Origin of the sequence: Acidovorax sp., assembly GCF_034519795.1 — a bacterium.
GTDB lineage: Bacteria > Pseudomonadota > Gammaproteobacteria > Burkholderiales > Burkholderiaceae_C > Acidovorax.
Genome location: NZ_JAXHOB010000026.1, coordinates 85,143 through 104,720, shown reverse-complemented (window position 1 = coordinate 104,720; position 19,578 = coordinate 85,143). Strand labels below are relative to the sequence as shown.

General features: G+C 62.2%; 29 protein-coding genes and 2 tRNA genes. 18 read left to right on the top strand and 13 right to left on the bottom strand.

Annotated features, from left to right (window positions below; translation table 11 throughout):
* Positions 1–7: 7 nt before the first annotated feature.
* Positions 8–601: an N-acetyltransferase family protein gene (locus U5N23_RS27655; RefSeq protein WP_322595914.1), complete on the bottom strand. Its 594-nt coding sequence runs from the start codon at positions 599–601 to the stop codon at positions 8–10.
* A 74-nt stretch (positions 602–675) separates the two neighbouring features.
* Here U5N23_RS27655 and U5N23_RS27650 point away from each other — a divergent pair, with 74 nt between their 5' ends.
* Positions 676–1,590: a LysR family transcriptional regulator gene (locus tag U5N23_RS27650; protein ID WP_322595913.1), complete on the top strand. Its 915-nt coding sequence runs from the start codon at positions 676–678 to the stop codon at positions 1,588–1,590.
* Positions 1,591–1,596: 6 nt separating this feature from the next.
* Here the strand turns inward: U5N23_RS27650 and U5N23_RS27645 are convergent, their stop codons facing one another.
* Entirely contained in the window at positions 1,597–2,235 is a 639-nt protein-coding gene (locus U5N23_RS27645) for a hypothetical protein (protein ID WP_322595912.1), read from the bottom strand.
* An 82-nt stretch (positions 2,236–2,317) separates the two neighbouring features.
* Positions 2,318–2,635 carry a transcriptional regulator gene (locus U5N23_RS27640; RefSeq protein ID WP_322595911.1) on the bottom strand — a complete coding sequence of 106 codons (318 nt, stop codon included), beginning with the start codon at positions 2,633–2,635 and terminating at the stop codon, positions 2,318–2,320.
* A 329-nt stretch (positions 2,636–2,964) separates the two neighbouring features.
* On the opposite strand from U5N23_RS27640, the gene U5N23_RS27635 reads away from it, so the two are divergent.
* Together U5N23_RS27635 and U5N23_RS27630 are read left to right on the top strand one after the other, a co-directional pair.
* Positions 2,965–3,936: a zinc-dependent alcohol dehydrogenase family protein gene (locus U5N23_RS27635; RefSeq protein ID WP_322595910.1), complete on the top strand. Its 972-nt coding sequence runs from the start codon at positions 2,965–2,967 to the stop codon at positions 3,934–3,936.
* An 84-nt stretch (positions 3,937–4,020) separates the two neighbouring features.
* The gene (locus U5N23_RS27630) at positions 4,021–4,371 is read left to right on the top strand and encodes a nuclear transport factor 2 family protein (protein WP_322595909.1); all 351 of its coding nucleotides are present in this window, start codon (positions 4,021–4,023) and stop codon (positions 4,369–4,371) included.
* A 112-nt stretch (positions 4,372–4,483) separates the two neighbouring features.
* Here U5N23_RS27630 and U5N23_RS27625 read toward each other — a convergent pair whose 3' ends face one another.
* Positions 4,484–4,843 (bottom strand): hypothetical protein, encoded by a 360-nt coding sequence (locus tag U5N23_RS27625; protein ID WP_322595908.1) that lies wholly within the window; start codon positions 4,841–4,843, stop codon positions 4,484–4,486.
* Positions 4,794–5,513, bottom strand: coding sequence for an SOS response-associated peptidase (locus U5N23_RS27620; protein WP_322595907.1), 720 nt, complete (start codon positions 5,511–5,513; stop codon positions 4,794–4,796). Before U5N23_RS27620 ends, U5N23_RS27625 begins: the two co-directional genes overlap by 50 nt.
* 48 nt (positions 5,514–5,561) lie before the next feature.
* Here U5N23_RS27620 and U5N23_RS27615 point away from each other — a divergent pair, with 48 nt between their 5' ends.
* Complete coding sequence (locus U5N23_RS27615) at positions 5,562–5,837, top strand: hypothetical protein (RefSeq protein ID WP_322595906.1); 276 nt, start codon at positions 5,562–5,564, stop codon at positions 5,835–5,837.
* An 80-nt stretch (positions 5,838–5,917) separates the two neighbouring features.
* Positions 5,918–6,073 (top strand): hypothetical protein, encoded by a 156-nt coding sequence (locus U5N23_RS27610; protein WP_322595905.1) that lies wholly within the window; start codon positions 5,918–5,920, stop codon positions 6,071–6,073.
* Between the two features lie 124 nt (positions 6,074–6,197).
* On the opposite strand, the gene U5N23_RS27605 is transcribed toward U5N23_RS27610, so the two are convergent.
* On the bottom strand, positions 6,198–6,647 hold the full coding sequence (locus U5N23_RS27605; protein ID WP_322595917.1) for a carboxymuconolactone decarboxylase family protein: 450 nt from the start codon (positions 6,645–6,647) through the stop codon (positions 6,198–6,200).
* Positions 6,648–6,828: 181 nt separating this feature from the next.
* Here U5N23_RS27605 and U5N23_RS27600 point away from each other — a divergent pair, with 181 nt between their 5' ends.
* The 5 genes from U5N23_RS27600 (at position 6,829) to U5N23_RS27580 (ending at position 9,544) form a co-directional block, all read left to right on the top strand.
* A complete protein-coding gene (locus U5N23_RS27600; protein WP_322595904.1) occupies positions 6,829–6,999 on the top strand; it encodes a hypothetical protein in 171 nt (56 codons plus the stop codon).
* 142 nt (positions 7,000–7,141) lie between these two features.
* On the top strand, positions 7,142–7,528 hold the full coding sequence (locus U5N23_RS27595) for a TIR domain-containing protein (RefSeq protein WP_322595903.1): 387 nt from the start codon (positions 7,142–7,144) through the stop codon (positions 7,526–7,528).
* On the top strand, positions 7,528–8,079 hold the full coding sequence (locus U5N23_RS27590) for a hypothetical protein (RefSeq protein WP_322595902.1): 552 nt from the start codon (positions 7,528–7,530) through the stop codon (positions 8,077–8,079). The genes U5N23_RS27595 and U5N23_RS27590 overlap by 1 nt, the downstream gene beginning before the upstream one ends.
* A gap of 417 nt (positions 8,080–8,496) precedes the next feature.
* The gene (locus U5N23_RS27585; protein WP_322595901.1) at positions 8,497–9,063 is read left to right on the top strand and encodes a hypothetical protein; all 567 of its coding nucleotides are present in this window, start codon (positions 8,497–8,499) and stop codon (positions 9,061–9,063) included.
* A gap of 187 nt (positions 9,064–9,250) precedes the next feature.
* Positions 9,251–9,544, top strand: a complete 294-nt coding sequence (locus U5N23_RS27580; RefSeq protein WP_322595900.1) for an H-NS histone family protein — start codon at positions 9,251–9,253, stop codon at positions 9,542–9,544.
* Positions 9,545–9,561: 17 nt separating this feature from the next.
* On the opposite strand, the gene U5N23_RS27575 is transcribed toward U5N23_RS27580, so the two are convergent.
* The 3 genes from U5N23_RS27575 to U5N23_RS27565 form a co-directional block, all read right to left on the bottom strand.
* Positions 9,562–10,227, bottom strand: coding sequence for an HAD family hydrolase (locus U5N23_RS27575; RefSeq protein WP_322595899.1), 666 nt, complete (start codon positions 10,225–10,227; stop codon positions 9,562–9,564).
* 636 nt (positions 10,228–10,863) lie between these two features.
* A tRNA-Asn gene (locus U5N23_RS27570) sits at positions 10,864–10,939 on the bottom strand.
* Between the two features lie 88 nt (positions 10,940–11,027).
* Positions 11,028–11,103: transfer RNA gene (locus U5N23_RS27565), tRNA-Asn, on the bottom strand.
* 214 nt (positions 11,104–11,317) lie between these two features.
* Between U5N23_RS27565 and def the strand changes: the two genes are divergently transcribed.
* Positions 11,318–11,857, top strand: coding sequence for a peptide deformylase (def, locus tag U5N23_RS27560; protein ID WP_322595898.1), 540 nt, complete (start codon positions 11,318–11,320; stop codon positions 11,855–11,857).
* Between the two features lie 125 nt (positions 11,858–11,982).
* Here def and U5N23_RS27555 read toward each other — a convergent pair whose 3' ends face one another.
* Positions 11,983–12,525 carry an N-acetyltransferase family protein gene (locus U5N23_RS27555; RefSeq protein ID WP_322595897.1) on the bottom strand — a complete coding sequence of 181 codons (543 nt, stop codon included), beginning with the start codon at positions 12,523–12,525 and terminating at the stop codon, positions 11,983–11,985.
* An 86-nt stretch (positions 12,526–12,611) separates the two neighbouring features.
* On the opposite strand from U5N23_RS27555, the gene U5N23_RS27550 reads away from it, so the two are divergent.
* The 3 genes from U5N23_RS27550 to U5N23_RS27540 all read left to right on the top strand — a co-directional run bounded on the left by U5N23_RS27550 (position 12,612) and on the right by U5N23_RS27540 (position 13,754).
* Entirely contained in the window at positions 12,612–13,193 is a 582-nt protein-coding gene (locus U5N23_RS27550; protein ID WP_322595896.1) for an XRE family transcriptional regulator, read from the top strand.
* Positions 13,194–13,308: 115 nt separating this feature from the next.
* Positions 13,309–13,548 carry a hypothetical protein gene (locus tag U5N23_RS27545; protein ID WP_322595895.1) on the top strand — a complete coding sequence of 80 codons (240 nt, stop codon included), beginning with the start codon at positions 13,309–13,311 and terminating at the stop codon, positions 13,546–13,548.
* Between the two features lie 23 nt (positions 13,549–13,571).
* Positions 13,572–13,754: a DUF3606 domain-containing protein gene (locus U5N23_RS27540; RefSeq protein ID WP_322595894.1), complete on the top strand. Its 183-nt coding sequence runs from the start codon at positions 13,572–13,574 to the stop codon at positions 13,752–13,754.
* Between the two features lie 24 nt (positions 13,755–13,778).
* Here the strand turns inward: U5N23_RS27540 and U5N23_RS27535 are convergent, their stop codons facing one another.
* On the bottom strand, positions 13,779–14,378 hold the full coding sequence (locus U5N23_RS27535; RefSeq protein WP_322595916.1) for a molybdopterin-dependent oxidoreductase: 600 nt from the start codon (positions 14,376–14,378) through the stop codon (positions 13,779–13,781).
* Positions 14,379–14,546: 168 nt separating this feature from the next.
* Here U5N23_RS27535 and U5N23_RS27530 point away from each other — a divergent pair, with 168 nt between their 5' ends.
* Positions 14,547–15,215, top strand: coding sequence for a lysozyme inhibitor LprI family protein (locus U5N23_RS27530; RefSeq protein ID WP_322595893.1), 669 nt, complete (start codon positions 14,547–14,549; stop codon positions 15,213–15,215).
* A gap of 21 nt (positions 15,216–15,236) precedes the next feature.
* Here U5N23_RS27530 and U5N23_RS27525 read toward each other — a convergent pair whose 3' ends face one another.
* On the bottom strand, positions 15,237–15,665 hold the full coding sequence (locus U5N23_RS27525; RefSeq protein ID WP_322595892.1) for a hypothetical protein: 429 nt from the start codon (positions 15,663–15,665) through the stop codon (positions 15,237–15,239).
* Between the two features lie 185 nt (positions 15,666–15,850).
* On the opposite strand from U5N23_RS27525, the gene aat reads away from it, so the two are divergent.
* From aat to U5N23_RS27510, 3 genes are all read left to right on the top strand, one after another.
* Positions 15,851–16,609 (top strand): leucyl/phenylalanyl-tRNA--protein transferase, encoded by a 759-nt coding sequence (gene aat / locus U5N23_RS27520; RefSeq protein WP_322595891.1) that lies wholly within the window; start codon positions 15,851–15,853, stop codon positions 16,607–16,609.
* Positions 16,606–17,391 carry an arginyltransferase gene (locus tag U5N23_RS27515; protein ID WP_322595890.1) on the top strand — a complete coding sequence of 262 codons (786 nt, stop codon included), beginning with the start codon at positions 16,606–16,608 and terminating at the stop codon, positions 17,389–17,391. The genes aat and U5N23_RS27515 overlap by 4 nt, the downstream gene beginning before the upstream one ends.
* Before the next feature lie 92 nt (positions 17,392–17,483).
* On the top strand, positions 17,484–18,329 hold the full coding sequence (locus U5N23_RS27510; protein WP_322595889.1) for an IclR family transcriptional regulator: 846 nt from the start codon (positions 17,484–17,486) through the stop codon (positions 18,327–18,329).
* Between the two features lie 112 nt (positions 18,330–18,441).
* Here the strand turns inward: U5N23_RS27510 and U5N23_RS27505 are convergent, their stop codons facing one another.
* A complete protein-coding gene (locus U5N23_RS27505) occupies positions 18,442–19,521 on the bottom strand; it encodes a serine hydrolase (protein WP_322595888.1) in 1,080 nt (359 codons plus the stop codon).
* Between the last annotated feature and the right edge of the window lie 57 nt (positions 19,522–19,578).

Sequence of the window (19,578 nt, the reverse complement as noted above, 5' to 3'; positions counted from 1 at the left end):
GCCAGCGTCACGCACCGGCCCCAGCCACGCTCGCGGGCAGTGCGCCATCACCCGCACCCAGGGGCCGCTGCATCAGCACCGTATCGAGCCACTGCCCGTGCTTGAACCCCACCGACCGCAAAGCCCCGATGCGCGCAAAACCCATGCGCGCATGCAGCGCGATGGAGCCCGCATTGCCATCGCCCTGCCCTATGGTTGCCAGCATCTGGCGCCAGGGCCCTGCCTCGCAGCGCGCGATGAGCGCGGCCATCAGCGCCGCACCAATGCCCTGCCCCGCCATGCCCTGCGCCACATAGACCGAGTCCTCCACGGTATGGCGGTAGGCCGAGCGCGGGCGGTACAGCGTGGCATAGGCATAGCCCGCCACCACGCCATCGACCTCGGCCACCAGGTAGGGCAGGCCCGCGGCGCGCACGGCTGCAAGGCGGGTGCGCAGCTCGTCCACGCCGGGCGGCACCTCCTCGAACGAGGCCAGGCCATGGAGCACGTGGTGGGCATAGATCGCCTGGATGGCGGACAGATCGGCATCGGCCGCATCGCGCACATGCAGCGCTGCGACAGGGGAAGAAAGTGGCGAAGTGAGCGTTGAAGAGGAATGCATGGCGCCAGTGTGGCGCGCCGCAATCCATAAAAGAAGCTTTCACAACTTATGCAAAGTATGAGAAATTCTTTGGCATGGAACGCATCAACCTCGACCAGCTGCACGGCTTTGCCACCGCCATCGAACTGGGCAGCTTTTCGGCCGCCGCCCAGCGGCTGGACCTGACCCAACCGGCCGTGAGCCTGCAGGTGCGCCAGCTCGAAAAGCGCCTGGGCACGCCGCTGGTGGAGCGCGTGGGCCGCGTGCTGCGCCCCACGGCTGCAGGGGCCGAGCTGCTGGTGCACGTGGCCCGCATCGATGCCGCCGTGGCCGACGCGCTGCACGCGGTGGCCCACCACGCCAGCGGCACCACAGGCCGCGTGCGCCTGGGCACGGGCGCCACGGCCTGCATCTTCTTGCTGCCGCCGGTGCTGGGCGCGCTACGCCAGCGCTTTGCGGGCCTGGAGATCACCGTGCGCACTGGCAATACGGCCGACATCGTGCAGGCGGTGGAAGACAACACGCTGGACCTGGGCCTGATCACCCTGCCCGCCAGCGGCCGCATGCTCGACATCACACCCGTGCTGCAGGACGCATTTGTTGCCATCGCGCCCAAGGGAACCGCCCTGCCAAAGAAGGTAACCGCCGCCGACCTGGCCCGCCACCCCGTGCTGCTGTTCGAGCCCGGTGGCCAGACCCGCCGCATCACCGACGCCTGGTTCGCCCAGGCAGGCATGGCCCTGCAGCCCGCCATGTCGCTGGGCAGCGTGGAAGCTATCAAGGAGCTGGTGGCCGCCGGCCTGGGCTGCGCCGTGCTGCCCGGCATGGCCGTGCAGGGCACGCATGGCCGTGCCGTGGAAGTGCGCCCCCTGTCACCGCCCCTGGCCCGAACCCTGGCCGTGGTGGTGCGCAAGGACAAGCGGCTGCACCGCGGGTTGCGCGAGACGGTGGCTGCGTTGAAGGCACTCCAACCCGCACGCGCCAAGGTCCGCCAGGGCGACGCCGGATAGGTCTTCTCAAGGAAAGCCGCGCAGGCTCCTGTCCTTCTTGGCCTGCTCCAGTCGGCGCTGGCGCCCCTCTTTGTCCACGGCGTCCATCTCCTCGTCCAGCAGCACCTGCCAGTCGTAGCCGACCCGCGTCTCCTTCGCCATCGTCAAACCGATCTGCACCGTGTACAGGCCATTGGGGTTCTGCCGGTCCGGTGAGTAGATCTGGATGGTCAACTGGTACTGGCCGCAGCGCATGTCCAGCACCACCCCGCCAAAGCCATCCCGCTCACGCACGCACTGCTCGCGGTAGAGCGTGGGCAACAGGTCCTTGTACTTTTCGGCCAGGGTGAAGGCGGCGGTGCGCTCCGGCAGGCTCTTGCTCGCGTAGATGTTGCCGATGGTGTAGGTCTTGGGGGTGGTGAGCAGTTCGAGCTTCTCGAACTCGGGCGGAATCTCGGGCTTGTCGACAATGATGACGGCCCGCCCCTGGCTCCAGTAGCCCATGGTGGTCGGCGTTGTCGCGAGGCGGGCACCCAGGCGGTGGCCGAACAGATCGCCGTCGGTCACCCCGGCGGATGCGGCTGTGCAGACGCTGCCCCCCAAGGCGATGCAGCAGCCCGCCTGCCATGCGGCCCGCCTCCAAGCTGCAAGTCCTTGATGGATCATGGATGTTCTCCTGTGCATCGCCGGCCGACCAAATCGTAGCGGTTGCAGCGCCCAGCGGCCACCCACAGCCGCCCCCCCAAGCTCACAGTTCGGTCTTCAACCGGGCAACCACCGCCCGTATCGCACTCTCGTTGCGCTTGTAGTAGGACCATTTGCCGCTGCGCTTGACGGTGACCAGACCGATGCGTGCCAGGTCTGCCAGGTATTTGGATGTGGTGGAAAAAGCCAAGCCCTGGCCCGCCTGGATGGACGACACGCACACGCCATCCTGCACGGGATCACCCTCGTCCTGGGGCGGAAAGCTGGTGCGCGGCGACTTGAGCTTGCGCAGGATCTCCATGCGCTGCTCGTTGGCCAGGACATCCAGAATCTGTATGAGGGGTAGCTGTTCTTCGTTCATCACTCGGCTGCGGGTTCTTGGCTGCTTCGCATGCCATGGGCTGCCATGCCGAAGATGGAAACGACTCTAGCAGCTTGCTGAGGCCAGTGCGGAGCCGAGGGTTCTGAAACCGGTCGCCCTAACAGAGAAGGCGCCCACCACACCCCCGCGCACACGCAGGCCCTGAATGCAGCGTGGGCAATTTCAACGCAACGTCATTTCGCAAAACATCGATATGACAATAGGACCTGTGCGCTGCCGATGAAGCCGTTCAGGCGCTCACCAGCGTGCAGCAGATGGCCGTCACACGCCACCTGCCCCAGCCCAACCCGTTACTGAAGGACAGTGAAATGAAAGCAATCGTTCTGACAAAATTTGGCGGCCCCGACAGCTTCGAGCTGCAGGATGTGCCGGTTCCCGAAGTGGGCATCGGCGAGCTGCTGGTGCGCGTGATGGCCACGGCCATCAACCCGCTCGACTACCAGATTCGCCGAGGCGACTACCCCGACCATGTGCCCCTGCCCGCCATCATCGGCCACGACGTATCGGGCGTGGTCGAAAAAGTGGGCCCGGGGGTGACAGGCTTTGCAGTGGGCGACGAGGTGTTCTACACACCCAAGATCTTTGGGCCCAAAGGGGGCTCGTATGCCCAGTACAACGTGGTCCCGGAAGCGCTGGTGACCCACAAGCCGGCGAACCTGTCGCATGAGGAAGCCGCCTCGACCACCCTCGTCGGCGGCACCGCCTGGGAGGCACTGGTCACACGCGCCAAGCTGCACCCGGCCGAGTCTGTGCTGATCCACGGCGGAGCGGGCGGCGTCGGCTCCATCGCGATCCAGCTGGCCAAGGCGATGGGGGCCACCGTGTACACGACCAGCAGGGGCCATGACCTGGAGTTCGTGCGCCAACTGGGCGCGGACCACGCCATCGACTTCACCAGCAAGAACTACACCGAAGAGATCGCCGCCCTGACTGGACGCCAGGGCGTGAACGTGGTGCTCGACACCATCGGCGGGCTGACCCTGAGCCAGTCGCCCCACGTGCTCGCCGACGGCGGCCGGGTCGTGACCCTGGTGGACCTGGCCACACCCCAGAACCTCGTCGCCGCATGGGGCGTGAACGCCGAGTACCACTTTGTCTTCACCCGCCAGAACCGGGGCAAGCTGCAGGCATTGAAGACGCTGCTGGAAAGCGGGCGCATCCGCCCGGTCATTGGCGCCAGGTTCTCGCTGGCGCAAATCCCGCAAGCCCACACCGCCTTGGAGCGAGGCGAAGTCGATGGCCAACCCATCCGCGGAAAAGTGGTGATTTCGGTTGCCTGATCCGGGCAGGTATGCCCTGGCAGGCCCACCCTGGCCAGGGCTCAACCCAATCGACCAACCCATCTGCATACAAGGAAACGCAGCATGCCTACTACCACCACCGCACAGGTTCTTGCCAGCCACGAAACCGCCCTGGGCGAGCAAGACGCTGCCAAGGTATCCACCCACTACGCACCCGACGCCGTGGTCATCGCCAACGGCAACACCTACCAGGGCCCAGAAGCAATTGCATCGATGTATGCCCAGTTGATCCATGAACTGCCCGACGCAGCCTGGCGCACCAAGGTGGCTGTGGTCCACGAAGACCTGGCCTATGTGGAATGGGCGTGCGAGTCTGCCGCGTCGAAGGTGGAGTTTGGGACGGACACATTCATCGTGGCCAATGGTTTGATCACGCGGCAGACGGCGAGCTTTTCGGTCATCGACAACAATTGACCGGATTGCGGTCTGTCTGTCGCAAAGCCCGGCAGCACCTGCTCGGAAACTCTTTGGTTCGCCCGAAGCCCTGACGATCAGACACGACGCATCGGGACGACGGAGCGGCAGATCACGCCAAAAGGCCAGACAACACGCGGGCCGGTACCTGGCTGTCACTGTAGGGAGTCGCGGACACCTCATCCATTCCGATGTCAAACACACCGTCATCGAACCTCACTCCGCAGGCCTCCATGGCTGCTTTATGTGCCGCGGAAAAGGCATCGAAGCGCTTGCCGTCCACATCCGCAAAGTTGTGGTCATCGGGGCAGCCCATGTCGTCCCAGCACTCCATTTCAAAGCGCGCGTCCATGGCCTGCTCAAGGGCCACCCCGAGGCGATCCAATGTGGCCAGGGCGGCTGCCTTTGCCCGCTCCAATGTCTCAGGCGAACAGCTGAGGTGTGGTGCGTAGATGCTGATGGCGTGGGTCATGGTGGGGCTCTCCTTTCAGGTGTTCAACTGCGGGTGGTGTGAGCAGTCGCCGTGCTTGATGGACAGTTCCGAATAGCCATGCGCCAACGTCTCGGGCCTCTATGGATACGACACTGCGCTTGTCCTGGTGCGCCCGTGGTCGTCGGGTCGTGGGGTCCAACTTGGGCTTGTGCATGCGGGACATCACGGGGTGGTCATCCGCGTTGACGGTAAGCATCGAATAGCTCTCGAAGGGCTGCCCCGTCGCTCTATCGACCCACGTGTTCCACAGGCCCGCCAGCGCCCACGGCCGACCGTCAACCCGATGGAATCGCCACCACACATTGGCCCCGGACTCCCAGCAGGGCTCATCGAAGCTCTCAGCGGGGATCAGGCACCTTTGACCGCGCAGCCACGGATCGCGATAGCTCGGCTTGGACACCAACTCCTCCGACCTGGCGTTGCTGGTGGGGAAGTCCACTTGAGGTGTCGCGGCGAAGCTCGGGATGAGCCCCCATTGGCCAATGACCAGCTCAACGGGCCTGGCGCTACCCCCTGGGGATCTCCTCACGAACGGGCCCACGTATTGGGGGTGCAGCACCTCCTCCCACCAGCGATAGGGGTTGCGGTTGCCTATGTGCCAGTCACGCTCAATGGCGCGCTCGTGGGGTGGGATGTACCGGGTGCACATGGTGTAACACTGTACATATTTACAGTATTTTCCGATACAGTCATCCCCATGCGAGTGAAGGTCATGTTGGTACGGGAAGAAGGTCAGTTGCAGGTCCCTGTGAGGCGCCGGGGCTATGGAGACCTGTGGCTGAAGCACGAAAAGTCGGTGGGCGAGGACAAGACCTATGAGGTACTGGAGGCCCTGGGATCAGGCTTTCCGAAGCTGTACGAACCTCGGGTGACCTACATCACAGCCGGCATGATCCGCTTCATCGGCTACGAGCGAATAGACAAGGTTTGGTACATGCAGGAGTGGCACTGTGAAATCGACCGATCCAAATAGGCTCCTGTGGGTCGGCGGTGCTGACGAGAACGTCCCCCCGGGGCCACCCTACCCTGCTCCGGGTTCCCGCCAAGAATGGCGTGGTAATAGATGACCGGGTGCTGCCGCTGCCGTTCGATCACTACGAGGTGCTGCGCCACGGGGAGTGGTGCACGGTGATGGTCATTGCCACTGGGGAGGTGGTGTTCCAGGGCGAGGGGCGCGCTGAGGTGGTGGTGTCACGGGCGCCGTTTTGATACCCGTGCTTCAAAGCCAAATGGGCATCGCTACCGCTTCAGGCTTTAAGGGAATCGAAGCCAACTGTTTCGTGCGTCCATGTTCGCGCCCTCATGTACAACTCAAGTCAACCGCACAAGACCTTCAGGCTCTTGCACGAGGCTTTAGGCGGAAACTAACGCCAAGACGGTTGATCGCGTTCATGGCTGCAATGGTCAGGGTCAAGTCCACCAAGTCCTTTTCGCCGAACACGGCCAGGGCAGCGGCGTAGGCTTCGTCTGATGCGTGAGTCTCGCTTACCCGCGTGACTTCTTCCGACCACGCCAACGCTGCACGTTCTTGTTCAGTGAACAAATACTGGGCCTCATGCCAGACTGGAACCAGTACTGCCTTGTCAATCGACACCCCCTCTTTGAGCAGATCACGAGTATGAATGTCGATGCAGTGAGCGCATCCGTTCATTTGCGATACGCGCAAAAAGACAAGGTGGATGAGTGCGCTGGGCAGATCTGTGTCATTGACGACGTAGTGATGCAATGCGCCGACCGCCTTTGCGCCTTCGGGGGAGACAGCGAACCAATTCGCGCGATTCATGATGTTCAGTCCTTCCTGGATGTGGTTTTCGATGGCCAACAATTGACCCATCACATCCAAGACGGACGAACTCGCGCCTTGTGACAGGTTGCGACTCGACAAACACTTTCCGATGGGTCACGCTGGGAGTTGCCGCGGGCACCCTACCCTGCTCCGTGTCCTCGTCAAGAATGGCGTGGTAATGGATGACCGCGTGCTGCCGCTGCCGTTCGATCACTACGAGCTGCTGCGCCACGGGGAGTGGTGCACGGTGATGGTCATCGCGACCGGGGAAGTGGTGTATCAGGGCGAGGGGCGCGCTGAGTTTCAGCAAAATGAGGCGTCACTGAGAAATTTTAGAGGTGCGGGTTAACCCGAGCGGCGTGGCAAGAAGTTCACCCGCCCTTGCTGGCAGTGCTTAGGGTGCATGGCTTACTACCAAGTTTCGCTTTCTCCGAACAACACTTTGTGCAAGACTTCTAAAAGTAGAGACTCAATCAAGATGAGGAGCAAGCATGAGTAAGAAGCGTGTTTTCATAAGCTTCGATTTTGACAACGACGCGCGTCAGAAGGACTTGCTGGTGGGACAGTCAAAGCATCCCGACACTGACTTTGAATTTGCGGATTGGTCTTCCAAAGAACACCTAACTGGCGATTGGAAAGCAAAGATTAAGGCCAAACTCGCTTACGTAGATGTCGTCTGTGTGCTGTGCGGCAAAACCATGCCAACTGCGTCTGGAGTTGCTCACGAAGTCCTGATTGCCCAAGATATTGGGAAGCCTTACTTTTTATTGGCTGCTTATCAAGACGGCTGCACTAAACCATCGACAGCAAAACCTGACGATAAGCTCTACTCGTGGACTTGGGAAAACTTAAAGAAACTGGTCAAAGGGGCACGCTAATGCCAACACCTCAGGTCGACCGAGCCGCGCTGTTCAATGAGATTGCAGAGGGGGTCACGTACCCCCATAACGATAAATGGTATACCCATTTACTAGATCAGTACAAACTTTATGTAGAGATGGCCGATCGCATAAGCCAGCGCCGCGCTACAGCAAACACCTATTTTCTAAGCTTAAATTCAGCAATTCTGGCGTTTGTAGGCTATCTATCGATCAAAGACACTGGAGAATATAACTGGATGTTGGCGTGCGGCGGAATAGCTCTGTCGTGGCTATGGAGGACCCTCATTATCTCCTATTCAAACCTAAACACCGCCAAGTTCAAGGTTATTCATCAGATTGAGAAGAGGCTCCCAATTAGCCCTTATGAGGCAGAATGGGAAGCAATGGAAAGGGGGACAAATCCAGAGCTTTACCGGCCACTAACGCACATCGAGCGCAACGTACCTATTGTTTTTATCGCCCTGCACCTAGTTGTTTTCGTTCGTATGTTTCCGTGGTGCTGGATTACCGTGTTTCGCGACCCACCTTGGCCGGGCTGCGGATTTTAGTAGCTTTGAACGACCCCGTGGTACAACACCATATAAATCCCCAAGGCCCTCCATGAAACCAATTGACGAACTGCGTCAAGCAGCAAGCGGCCAATACATCATTACTAAATTTTTGACCCGATAAATCCTATGAGCTATACCGCCACCGTTTTTAAAGTCATGATCGCATCCCTGGAGATGTGCCTGCGGAAAGAGCTATAGTGCGAGAACTTCTCTCAGAATGGAACACAGTTCACTCAGATCGATCTGAGACTGTACTCCTTCCAGTTGGCTGGGGAGGACGCACTCGGCACCGGAGATGGGAGAGCCGTCCACAATCCATAATTAATAAACAGATCCTTTCAGACTGCGACCTGCTTATTGGAATATTTTGGACACGTATTGGCACCTCTACGGGGTGAGTTTGCAAGCGGCACAGTGGAGGAGATTGAAGAAATTATTAAAGTGCAAAAGCCCACAATGCTGTATTTTTCGAGCGCTCCTGTGATAGCTGACATTATCGAACCCGATCAGTATGAGCAGCTGAAGCAATTCAAGAAGTCTTGTCAATCGCGAGGCCTCTACGAATCTTATTCAGACCTCAATGATTTCAGAACAAAACTATATCGACAACTCCAACTCAATCTAAACCGCCACCCCTATTTTCAGCGAGGTGACCGAAGAGACGCTGCGCAGGAAGTCGTTGAGTTACCTCGGGTGCCAGAACTATCAAAAGAGGCCGCCTTCATGCTGAAGGAGTGCTCAGCAGACCAACATGCCGTGATAATGAATATTTCTTACATTGGCGGTCAAGCCATTCAAGAAAAATTTTTTTTTTTTCGAGGAAATAACCTCATCGAAGACGGCAATGATCGCTCAAGGGCTATCTGGACGAGTGCTCTTTTAGAGCTGGAATCCTTGGGGTATATCGAGCCAATGAGTGCGAAGCGGGAAATATTTCGAGTTACAAAAGAGGGCTATGATGCCTTGGACAGACTGCCATAACTATCCAATCTGGAGACCTGCCTGATCGCCACCAATTCTGGTGTGCACCCTACCAAGGTGCGATGAATACTGCCGCCAAGCCGTTCAAATTGCTCCTAATTTTTGTCTCAAACCGATACCAGCGCCTTGCAACCACTTGGAATAAGTAGAGAATGGCAACTCCACTTGGCAATTTAAAACTTGACACATGTCCAACTACAAAGCACTCATCGCACGCAAAGCCGAACTTGACCGACTCATCGAGGAGACCCGCAAGGCAGAAGTCTCAGGCGCTGTCGCCGAAGCACGGGCCCTCATCGCTGAGTTCGGATTGACTTCTGAGGATGTGTTCGGGGGCGCCAAGGCCAGGAAGGCTTCCAGCGCGAAGGGCACAAAGGTTGAGGCGAAATACCGTGATCCCGCGACGGGTGCTACCTGGACAGGCAGGGGCCGGGCACCTGTGTGGATTGCTGACAAAGACCGCTCAACATTCGCCATCTAAACTGATGACCCCCTTCTTCAAGCAGTGATCGATGCATCAATTCCAAGAAGAGCGTTCTTGAACACTTGATTGCTAGATCCCCTTTCCACCTGAAAGCAGAGCATCCCAAGAGCGGTAGCTGGTTCGATATCGCGCACGAAATCATCACCGATCATGATGCAGTCCTGAGGAGGTACACCCAAAATCCGCGCTCCAGCGATGAACATATCAGGCTTCGGCTTCCAGCTTCCACAATCTTCAGGCGTCACGACAGATATCACATGCGGGAGCAACCCTGTAGCTAGTACTTTCTGCAGTTGCTGCTCACGATCACCATTTGTCAGGATCACTTTAGGGACATGCTTCGAGCGCGAAAGGAAGTCCGAGACTCCTGGAAGAACTTTCCATGCTGCCTCATATGCGCGCAGGTATGGAACGAAAGCGCTGTCCGCTTCTGCATCTGTCAGATCTTCTGCAAAAAATGCCCTGATGCGCAAACGTCTTTGCTCAAGAAACGAAAGCGTACCTTGCTCATACTGGCTCCAGAATTGTCGAAATGTTGCACGCCATCGATCCATCAAATTTGATGCAGGATGGTCACCAAGTCGATCCCGATGTGCCGCCACAAATGCCCCGAATGCGATTTGAGTTGATAACTGGTCATCAACAAGCGTGTCATCCAGGTCTATCAATATTGGTCGCATTTCTCTTCCTAAAATCCGTTGCCGGGGCCGGCTCCTATATGGATTGCTGACGAGGACCGCTCAGCTTTTGCAATCTAATCGATGCAAATGCAAAGGCGCGAGATCACTAGGCCAACTTCAGCGTGCAGGCTTCAATGAAGTGCTTCCAAGCAACGTGGGCCGATCGCAAACTCGCATCAGGACAATGTAACGCAAGCGTCGGCTTGAAATTGCGCGTCCGAACCCGACCCACGACAAGAAGGGGACTGACGAGGTGCATGGGCGCGCCCAGCTAGCGCCGAGGGTTATAGCCACCATCAATGCGTCCCACATCGATCCGCGCGCCATCTATCACCTCAATGTGCCACGGCAAGACCGCCTCACATCGAGCCCCGCGACGCCCGCACCTAGCACCCACTGAAGCCGGCCATCATCAACCCATAGCCGACAGGTCGGAGACCTCGGAGCAGCCCTCGGAGCCTCGCCCCGCAACGACCTCGAAGCAGAACCCGCCGAACCAGCCGAACCACACCGACCCGCGATGCCCTCAGCCATCAACCGCTGATGTGCGCCTCATCGCAGCGTCCTATGACCAGCATGATCCGTAACCCCAAAACAAAAAGGCCACCCCGAAGGGTAGCCTTTGCTGCCATAGAATGGCTCCTCAACCTGGGCTCGAACCAGGGACCTACGGATTAACAGTCCGGCGCTCTACCAACTGAGCTATTGAGGAATGATTGGTACTAACTCTAGCCAGCCTGCTCATCGGCTGACTAAGTGAAAGGCCCCGCGTACGCATGCAGGTCCTGGCACTGAATTCTTGGCTCCTCGACCTGGGCTCGAACCAGGGACCTACGGATTAACAGTCCGGCGCTCTACCGACTGAGCTATCGAGGAACAAGACTTAGATTATATACACAAAATTCGGGCGTTTTCCAGTCCCGGCGATGTTCCGTGCAATCGGGGGCAAAGTTCTGCCGTGTGCGGTTGCCACCCGCGTGGGGCTGCGCCCCTTGCGCTGCGGGGCGCGCGGCCTTGCGGCATGATGGTGGCTGGCCTTGACGACGATGATGATGATGCAAGAACTAGCCCGCACCGCACTGCTGCACCCATGACCATACACACCATTCTGAAGATGGGCGACCCGCGCCTGCTGCGCGTGGCCCAGCCCGTGACCGCGTTCGATACGGTCGAGCTGCACCTCTTGGTGCGCGACATGCTGGAGACGATGCAGTCCGTCAACGGCGCGGGGCTGGCGGCGCCGCAGATCGGGGTGGACCTGCAACTCGTGATCTTTGGCTCCAACGACCGCAACCCGCGCTACCCGAGCCGCCCCATCGTGCCGCCCACGGTGTTGATCAACCCGGTGATCACGCCGCTGGGTGACGAGGAAGAAGAGGACTGGGAGGGCTGCCTGTCGGTGCCGGGCCTGCGGGGCAAGGTGCCGCGCTGGGCGCGCATCCGCTACACGGGGTTTGATCTGTATGGCGACCCGATCGACCGCACGGTGGATGGCTTCCATGCCCGGGTGGTGCAGCACGAGTGCGACCACCTGATCGGCAAGCTGTACCCGATGCGGGTGCGGGACTTTACCCAATTCGGGTACACAGAAATCCTTTTCCCCGAAATCAGCGCCCAAGAAGACGACTGATACGGCTTTTCATTCGACCGGCTAACGTCGTTGGGGAGCCTTGCCGTGCTACAGCACTGTCTGCGGCTCCCCGCCTAGTTATCCGGCCGACTGCAAAGCCGTATGGGTCGTGGGACAGAGGCCAGTCAAACGGCCTTCCTCACTGCTCCATCAGGATCCGTTCGCGCATCCAGCTTGAGTTGCAAAAAGGCCAGGTCCAGCCATTGGCCGAACTTGGTGCCCACTTCGGGCAGCAGGCCCACCTGGGTGAAGCCCAGGCGCTGGTGCAGTTGGATCGATGCGGTGTTGCCGGCCTCGATGCCGGCAACCATGACGTGCTTGCCGATGGCGCGGGCGCGTTCGATGAGGGCCTGCATCAGCAGCTTGCCCAGGCCTGCGCCGCGGGCGTTCTGGTGCACGTACACCGAATGCTCGACGGTGTGGCGGTAGCCGTCGAAGGCGCGCCAGTCGCCGAACGAGGCGTAGCCGGCCACGGCGCCCTGGTCGTCAACGGCGACGAGCACGGGATAGCCCAGGCGCTGGCGGTCGGCCAGCCAGGCGGCGCGGTTGGCGGCGTCCACCAGGGTTTCGTTCCAGATGGCAGTGGTGTTGGCCACGGCGTCGTTGTAGATGGCGAGGATGCCTTCGATGTCGCCCGCATGGGCATCGCGTATCTGTAGGGTGGTCATGGCGGTCAGGGGTTGCAGGGTTCGCCATCCACTATGATGGACGAATAAGGTATTTTGGTGGATTATTGTCCACCATGATGAAACACATGTCCACCAAAGTAGATAGTGCAATCGATAGCCTGAGCCAGCGCATCGGCGCCCGGGTGCGCATCGAGCGCGAGGGGCGAGGCTGGTCGCTGACCGACTTGGCAGCCCACTCGGGCGTGTCGCGGGCCATGGTGCACAAGCTGGAGCGGGGTGAGTCGAGCCCCACGGCGACGCTGCTGGCACGGCTGTCGGGCGCGTTCGGCCTCAGCATGTCGCAGCTGATCGCCCGCGCAGAGGCCAAGGAGGGCCGGTTGCTGCGCCGGGCCGACCAGCCGGTGTGGACCGACCCGCAGACCCGCTATGTGCGCACGCATGTGTCGCCCCCTTCCGACCTGCCGCTGGACCTGGTGCAGGTGGTGCTGCCTGCGGGCGCGCGGGTGCCCATGCCTGCTGCGGCCTACACCGCCAAACGGCAATTGATCTGGGTGCTGGCCGGCTCGCTGGTGTTCATGGAGGGCGACACCCGGCATGCGATGGACGCGGGTGATTGCCTGGAACTGGGGCCGCCTGCGGACTGCGTGTTCAGCAACGAGACGGATATCGATTGCACCTATGCGGTGGTGATCCTGCGCAGCAACTGACCCCATACTGCCCAAGCGTTGGCAGGACGGCGAGCACCGGCATAGCCGACAGGGTCCTACACCCCGGCATGCACCGCGCACCTAGCATCAAGGCTTCTTACCCCAGGAGCAAGCCATGCCCAATACGACGACCCCGAAGCCCGGCCACAACCAGTATGGGCTGAAAGACGAGTCTGGCACGCTGGGCGAGACCTATGCCAACCGCCCAGGCGGCGAACAGCCAGGGGTTGGCCCGGTGGACGCGGTAGACCCATCGGGGCACCGGCAGGGCGCCATCGAGGAGCATGCCAACCCGAAGCCGGCATCGCGCCAGGGCACGGGCGTGACGGGCGAGACCGACGACAAGACGCGGTAGACGCCCCATCGACGCCGGCCACCATGCCCGATATCCCCCAAGACCCCGACACGGACCGCCGGTTCATCGGCCTGGCGCAGGATCACGAGGTCCGCACTTGGACCACGTCGCTGGAATGCACCGAGCAGGAGCTGCGCGATGCCGTGGCGGCCGTGGGCAACTCGGCAGACGCGGTGCTCAACTACCTGACACGAAGCAAGGACTGAACGGGCTTTGCAAGCCCAGCGGGCCTACGCCGCCGCCTTCACATCGATGTGGTACAGGCCCCAGGGGCACAGGGCGAAGCGTTCCTTCACGGGCTTGTCCTTGAAGGGCGCCACGTTGTCTGCGTCGTACACGGCCCACTGCGGCCCCAGGCCGCCGAGTGCCATGGGCTGGCCGTCGATGCGGGTGGCGACGATCATGCGGTACTGCGCGGCGTCGGCCAGGCTGATGGCGACGTTGTAGCCATCCACCGCGCGCAGGCCCAGTTGCACGTTGCTGTTGCGCGGCACGCCTGCGGCTTCGAGCACCGAGACCAGCAGCGGGCCTTCCAGCGTGTGGGGCTTGCTGTCGTATTCGAGCGTGGGCTTGATGGTCACCGACGGCAGGCGCTGCAGCGCTGCTGCGTCGAACGCGAAGGCCTTGCTGAACTGGATGCTGTGCTTGCCCATCATCTGGTCGATGACGGGGTCGAGCGCGCCGCGGTTGGTCTTGCCGACGGCGCCGCTCACCGTCAGCAGAACGGGCTGCGCAATGCCGGCTTTGTTGCCGGGGGCCGCGATGGCATTGGCAGCCGGCAGCATCACCCCTGCCAGGCCGACGCTGGCGACAAAATCACGCTTGTTGATCACGATGCTTCTCTCCGATGGTGGGTTGTTGGTAATCGACCGCTGGTGCGGGGCCGTAGCGTGCGTTTGGCATGCGCTTGTGTCAAGCGGCAATTGGCCTGGCGGGATCGTATGATTTCTGCCTGCCGCACTGTTCGCGCGCGCATCTTACCGAGCAGGAACCCCGCCATGCCGACCACCCTTGCCCAGCCCTTGTTGCGCCTTGCCCTGGCGGCCCTGATTGCAGCCCTGGCCCCGCTGGCCAGTGCCGCCAGTTTCGACTGCGCCAGGGCCCGCTCGGCCATGGAGAAGCTGATCTGCTCGGACGCACAGCTCTCTGCGCTGGACGAGCAGCTCAACACTGCCTTCAAGGAGGCGATCACGCGCTCCAAGGCCCGGCCGCAGCTGGTGCAGTGGCAGCGCGAATGGCTCCAATCCTATGAGGTCACGCAGTGCAAAAACGCCCGCTGCCTGGGCCAGGAGTTCGCAGGCCGCATTGCCCTGCTGCAGAGCGTTGCGCCCGCCACCGCAGCAAGCGCCAGGTGGAATGGCACCTACACCCGCTACCACCAGGGCAAGCCCGACAAGGACAGCGCCAGCCTGGCCATCGTCGGCCTGCAGGACGGCAAGGTCTACCTGGCAGGCGATGCCGTCTGGTACGGCCCCAACGCCGCCAACGGGCAGGTGAACGTGGGCGAGATACGCGGCGTGGGCACCCTGGTCAACGGGCTGCTGGCATACGACGGCGACGGCTGCACGGCCACGCTGGCACTGCAGCGCGGCGGCCTGGCCGTGAAGGACGATGATGGCTGCGGCGGAATGAACGTGAGCTTTGTGGGCGGCTACCGGCGCAAGTAGCGCCCGCACCGGCCAGGGGGTCTACAGGCTTATTTCCACGTGGTCGAGCTTCCACCCGTCCTCGTTCACCAGGCGCACCTTTTGGCTCTCTGGCGATGTGGAAGTGCTGCCGCACACATCCGTCTGCCGGTAGGTGAGCTCGGCCACGGTGCCAGACACGCTCTGCCCAGCCAGCTCGATCTTTTTGCACCGCGCGAGCGCCTGGGACATGTCCAGATAGGCGCGGGCGACCTCGTCGCGCGTCTTGCCCATCGTCTTCATCATCGCGGGAATTTTTTGCTCCACATCGGCGCGCTTCCTGGCGGAATAGAAATGCGCTTCCTCCTCCAGGGTGGCAATGCCGCTGGCCGACTTCTGGTAGTAGCGCTCATAGAAAGCGTCGGGTGCTTCCTGCTTCTGGCAGCCTGCCAGCACGGTGAGCAGCAATGCCAATCCATATCCACGGCGCATGGGGATCCCTCTCCTGTCTTGTGATCGCGGCATTGTGCAGGCCGCTGGCACCGGATGGCGCATGCCACGGCGAAGCTGCGGGAATCTGTCGCCTGCAGCCGACATCGCGCACAAGGCCCGCGCCACGGTGGAACCGGATGTTGCCGCACAATCCCACAAACCACCCTTCGCAACCCCTGCCCCCCATGCCCGCCCAACTCCCCTGGCTGGAACCCCACGACCCCTTTCCCAGCCCGGCGAGCGCCTGGGGCCCCGATGACCCGGCGCCCGGCCTGCTGGCCGCCGGGGGCGCGCTGGATGTGAAGCACCTCCGGGCCGCCTATGGGCAGGGCACCTTTCCCTGGTTCAGCGAGGGCCAGCCCATCCTGTGGTGGGCGCCCGACCCGCGCATGGTGTTGCCGGTGGCCGAGTTCCGGCTGCACCGCTCGCTGCGCAAGACGCTGCAGAAGTTTGCCACCGCGGGCAGCCACTGCGAGGTGCGCGTGGACACGGCCTTTGGCCAGGTGATACGTGCCTGCTCGTCCACCCCGCGCGAGGGGCAGGCAGGCACCTGGATCGTGCCCGACATGGTGCACGCCTACGAGGCGCTGCACGCGGCGGGCTCAGCCCACAGCGTGGAGACCTGGGTCGATGGGCAACTGGTGGGCGGGCTGTACTGCGTGGCGCTCGGGCGCGCGGTGTTCGGTGAGTCGATGTTCGCGCACGCGACCGATGCCTCCAAGATCGCGCTGGCGGCGCTGGTGGCGATCTGCCGCGTGCAGGGCGTGGCGCTGATCGACTGCCAGCAGAACACGCGCCACCTGGCCTCGCTCGGGGCGCGCGAGATACCGCGCAGCGAGTTCCTGCGCCAGATCGCCGCAGCGCAAGACCTTGCGGGCGGCGCATGGCGTTTCGAGCCCGTATACTGGAACCAACTGCTGCCCCACCCCCCGTCCATGGCATGACGCAACTCAACGACCTGCCGCTGCAGACCCTGCAGTTCTATGCGACAGCGCCCTACCCGTGCAGCTACCTGCCGGACCGGCAGGCGCGCTCGCAGGTCGCCACGCCCAGCCACCTGATCCAGAGCGATGTGTATTCGGGCCTGGTGGCCACGGGCTTTCGGCGCAGCGGCATGTTCACCTACCGCCCCTATTGCGACGGCTGCCAGGCCTGCACGCCGCTGCGCGTGCGTGCGCAGGAGTTCCGGCCGGACCGCAGCCAGCGGCGCGCTGCCGTGCAGCATGGCCAGTTGCAGGCGCGCGTGCTGCGCCTGTGCTTCGTGCCCGAGCACTACCAGCTGTACCTGCGCTACCAGAACGGGCGCCACGCCGGCGGCGGCATGGACCAGGACAGCATCGACCAGTACACCCAGTTTTTGCTGCAAAGCCGCGTCAATTCGCGGCTGGTGGAGTTTCGCGAGGTGGATGCCGCCACCGGCGAGCCGGGCGCGCTGAAGATGGTGTCCATTCTCGATGTGCTCAACGACGGCCTGTCGGCCGTGTACACCTTCTACGAGCCCGAGGCGCGCGCCAGCTACGGCACCTACAACGTCGTCTGGCAGATCGAGCAGGCACGCGCCATGGGCCTGCCCTATGTGTACCTGGGCTACTGGATCGCCGCGAGCCCGAAGATGAACTACAAGGCGCGCTTTGTGCCGCACGAGATTCGGCAGGACAATGTGTGGCTGCGCGTGGACCGCAGTCCCGCAGGCGGCACCCCGGACGGGGCCGCCCAGGGCACCTGATGGTGCCATTGCATTTCACAAGGTAAGATGCAGCGATCAGAGGATGTTGTGGATATCCCTTACTCCACAGCATTCCCGCATTCCTGCAGCCCATGAAAAAAATCGACCCTGGTATCCCGATCAAGCCCAGCGTCCAGGTACTGGAGCGCATGTTCACGCTGATCGACGTGCTCGCCTCGCGCGAGGACGCCATCTCGCTCAAGGAAATCAGCGAGAAGACGGGGCTGCACCCGTCCACCACGCACCGCATCCTCAACGACCTGACCATCGGCCGCTTCGTGGACCGGCCCGAGTCGGGCAGCTACCGGCTGGGCATGCGCCTGCTGGAGCTCGGCAACCTGGTCAAGGCGCGCCTGAGCGTGCGCGATGCGGCGCTGGCCCCCATGCGCAACCTGCACAAACTGATCCAGCAGCCGGTGAATCTGAGCATGCGCCAGGGCGACGAGATCGTGTATGTGGAGCGCGCCTACAGCGAGCGCTCGGGCATGCAGGTGGTGCGCGCCATCGGTGGCCGTGCGCCGCTGCACCTGACCTCCACCGGCAAGCTCTTCCTGGCGCTGGACGACCCGCAGCGCGTGCGCGCCTATGCCACCCGCACCGGGCTGGCCGGCCACACGCGCAACAGCATCACCCAGTTGCCCGTGCTCGAGCGCGAACTGGCCAAGGCGCGCCAGTACGGCATTGCCCGCGACAACGAGGAGCTGGAGCTGGGCGTGCGCTGCATGGCCGCTGGCGTATACGACGACCAGGCCAAGCTGGTGGCGGGCCTGTCCATCTCGGCCCCGGCCGACCGGCTGGACGAGGGCTGGATGGCCAAGCTGCAGGCCACGGCGCAGGAAATCTCGCTGGCGCTGGGCTATGTGCCCGCCAAGGTGCCCACATCGTCCCTGTCCTCGCCTCTGCACAGCGGCGAGATCCTGCACACGCCGGTCGAGTGACCCAGGCCGCACGCCTGCGGCCCGCCCAAAAACAAAACCCCGGGGCTCGCGCCACCGGGGTTTTGTTTTGGGGGGTGATGGACTGCCTGCCCACCGGGCCGGCAGCGCAACTTCAGCCGTTGGTGTTGCCGTGCACCACCGTCTTCACGGGGCTGATGGCGGCGGGCATGGATTCGACCCAGTGGCGCACGCGCTCGGCGTCGCCCAGGCGGCTGAACTTGCCGGCCGAGTCGAGGAACACCATGATGATCTTGCGGCCAGCGAACTGGGCCTGCATCACCAGGCAGCGCCCGGCTTCGGAGATGTAGCCGGTCTTTTGCAGGCCGATGTCCCAGGTGGGGTTCTTCACCAGGCCGTTGGTGTTGTTGTACTGCAGGGTGCGCGCGCCCAGGGCCAGCTCGTAGCCGGGCGAGGTGGACAGCTCGCGCATGACCGGGTCGCCATGGGCCACGTTGACCAGCGTGGCCAGGTCGCGCGCGCTGCTCTGGTTGCGGCTGGACAGGCCCGTGGGCTCGACGTACTTGGTGTCGGTCATGCCCAAGAGGCGCGCCTTGGCGTTCATCTGCGCCACGAACACGTCCAGACCGCCGGGGAAGGTGCGGCCCAGGGCGTGGGCAGCGCGGTTTTCGCTCGACATCAGGGCCAGGTGCAGCATTTCGCCGCGGGTCAGCGTGGAGCCCACCGTCAGGCGCGAACGGCTGCCTTTTTCGGTGTCCACATCGTCCTGGGTGATGGTCAGCGGCTCATCCATGGGCAGCTTGGCCTGGGAGATGATGAGGCCGGTCATGAGCTTGGTGAGCGATGCGATCGGCAGAACGGCGTGGTCGTTCTTGCTGAGCAGCACTTCATGGGTGTCCTGGTCGATCACCAGGGCGACGCTGGACTTGAGGTCCAGCGGGTCATTGACTTCGTGCAGGCCGGCCAGTTGGCCAAACGACTGCCTGGCGGGCACGAACGCCACACGGGTGGCTGCCCTGGAGGTCTTGGCGGTGACACGCACCGGCTTGTTGGCAACGGCGGCCTTGCGCGGGCCGGCGGACTTCTTGGCGGTGGCCGATGCCACCTGCTTCTTGGCGGGCGCCTTCTTGCGCTCGTTGGCATGTGCCATGGGCGAAGCGAGCGCCGCACTCACAACAACAAAGCCCAGAAGCTGGAAAAAACGGTTCATTGCGGTGCTGCGGCCATGGTGCATCAAAGTGCTCCAAAGGGTAAGAAGTGTGGGCCAGTGTACAGAATCAAAAAAAGTCGC

Bases quoted from the DNA above. Each gene is read 5' to 3' on its own strand.
- U5N23_RS27655 (WP_322595914.1), bottom strand. From the start codon at position 601: ATGCATTCCTCTTCAACGCTCACTTCGCCACTTTCTTCCCCTGTCGCA.
- U5N23_RS27650 (WP_322595913.1), top strand. From the start codon at position 676: ATGGAACGCATCAACCTCGACCAGCTGCACGGCTTTGCCACCGCCATC.
- U5N23_RS27645 (WP_322595912.1), bottom strand. From the start codon at position 2,235: ATGATCCATCAAGGACTTGCAGCTTGGAGGCGGGCCGCATGGCAGGCG.
- U5N23_RS27640 (WP_322595911.1), bottom strand. From the start codon at position 2,635: ATGAACGAAGAACAGCTACCCCTCATACAGATTCTGGATGTCCTGGCC.
- U5N23_RS27635 (WP_322595910.1), top strand. From the start codon at position 2,965: ATGAAAGCAATCGTTCTGACAAAATTTGGCGGCCCCGACAGCTTCGAG.
- U5N23_RS27630 (WP_322595909.1), top strand. From the start codon at position 4,021: ATGCCTACTACCACCACCGCACAGGTTCTTGCCAGCCACGAAACCGCC.
- U5N23_RS27625 (WP_322595908.1), bottom strand. From the start codon at position 4,843: ATGACCCACGCCATCAGCATCTACGCACCACACCTCAGCTGTTCGCCT.
- U5N23_RS27620 (WP_322595907.1), bottom strand. From the start codon at position 5,513: ATGTGCACCCGGTACATCCCACCCCACGAGCGCGCCATTGAGCGTGAC.
- U5N23_RS27615 (WP_322595906.1), top strand. From the start codon at position 5,562: ATGCGAGTGAAGGTCATGTTGGTACGGGAAGAAGGTCAGTTGCAGGTC.
- U5N23_RS27605 (WP_322595917.1), bottom strand. From the start codon at position 6,647: ATGAATCGCGCGAATTGGTTCGCTGTCTCCCCCGAAGGCGCAAAGGCG.
- U5N23_RS27600 (WP_322595904.1), top strand. From the start codon at position 6,829: ATGGATGACCGCGTGCTGCCGCTGCCGTTCGATCACTACGAGCTGCTG.
- U5N23_RS27595 (WP_322595903.1), top strand. From the start codon at position 7,142: ATGAGTAAGAAGCGTGTTTTCATAAGCTTCGATTTTGACAACGACGCG.
- U5N23_RS27590 (WP_322595902.1), top strand. From the start codon at position 7,528: ATGCCAACACCTCAGGTCGACCGAGCCGCGCTGTTCAATGAGATTGCA.
- U5N23_RS27580 (WP_322595900.1), top strand. From the start codon at position 9,251: ATGTCCAACTACAAAGCACTCATCGCACGCAAAGCCGAACTTGACCGA.
- U5N23_RS27575 (WP_322595899.1), bottom strand. From the start codon at position 10,227: ATGCGACCAATATTGATAGACCTGGATGACACGCTTGTTGATGACCAG.
- def (WP_322595898.1), top strand. From the start codon at position 11,318: ATGACCATACACACCATTCTGAAGATGGGCGACCCGCGCCTGCTGCGC.
- U5N23_RS27555 (WP_322595897.1), bottom strand. From the start codon at position 12,525: ATGACCACCCTACAGATACGCGATGCCCATGCGGGCGACATCGAAGGC.
- U5N23_RS27550 (WP_322595896.1), top strand. From the start codon at position 12,612: ATGTCCACCAAAGTAGATAGTGCAATCGATAGCCTGAGCCAGCGCATC.
- U5N23_RS27545 (WP_322595895.1), top strand. From the start codon at position 13,309: ATGCCCAATACGACGACCCCGAAGCCCGGCCACAACCAGTATGGGCTG.
- U5N23_RS27540 (WP_322595894.1), top strand. From the start codon at position 13,572: ATGCCCGATATCCCCCAAGACCCCGACACGGACCGCCGGTTCATCGGC.
- U5N23_RS27530 (WP_322595893.1), top strand. From the start codon at position 14,547: ATGCCGACCACCCTTGCCCAGCCCTTGTTGCGCCTTGCCCTGGCGGCC.
- U5N23_RS27525 (WP_322595892.1), bottom strand. From the start codon at position 15,665: ATGCGCCGTGGATATGGATTGGCATTGCTGCTCACCGTGCTGGCAGGC.
- aat (WP_322595891.1), top strand. From the start codon at position 15,851: ATGCCCGCCCAACTCCCCTGGCTGGAACCCCACGACCCCTTTCCCAGC.
- U5N23_RS27515 (WP_322595890.1), top strand. From the start codon at position 16,606: ATGACGCAACTCAACGACCTGCCGCTGCAGACCCTGCAGTTCTATGCG.
- U5N23_RS27510 (WP_322595889.1), top strand. From the start codon at position 17,484: ATGAAAAAAATCGACCCTGGTATCCCGATCAAGCCCAGCGTCCAGGTA.
- U5N23_RS27505 (WP_322595888.1), bottom strand. From the start codon at position 19,521: ATGCACCATGGCCGCAGCACCGCAATGAACCGTTTTTTCCAGCTTCTG.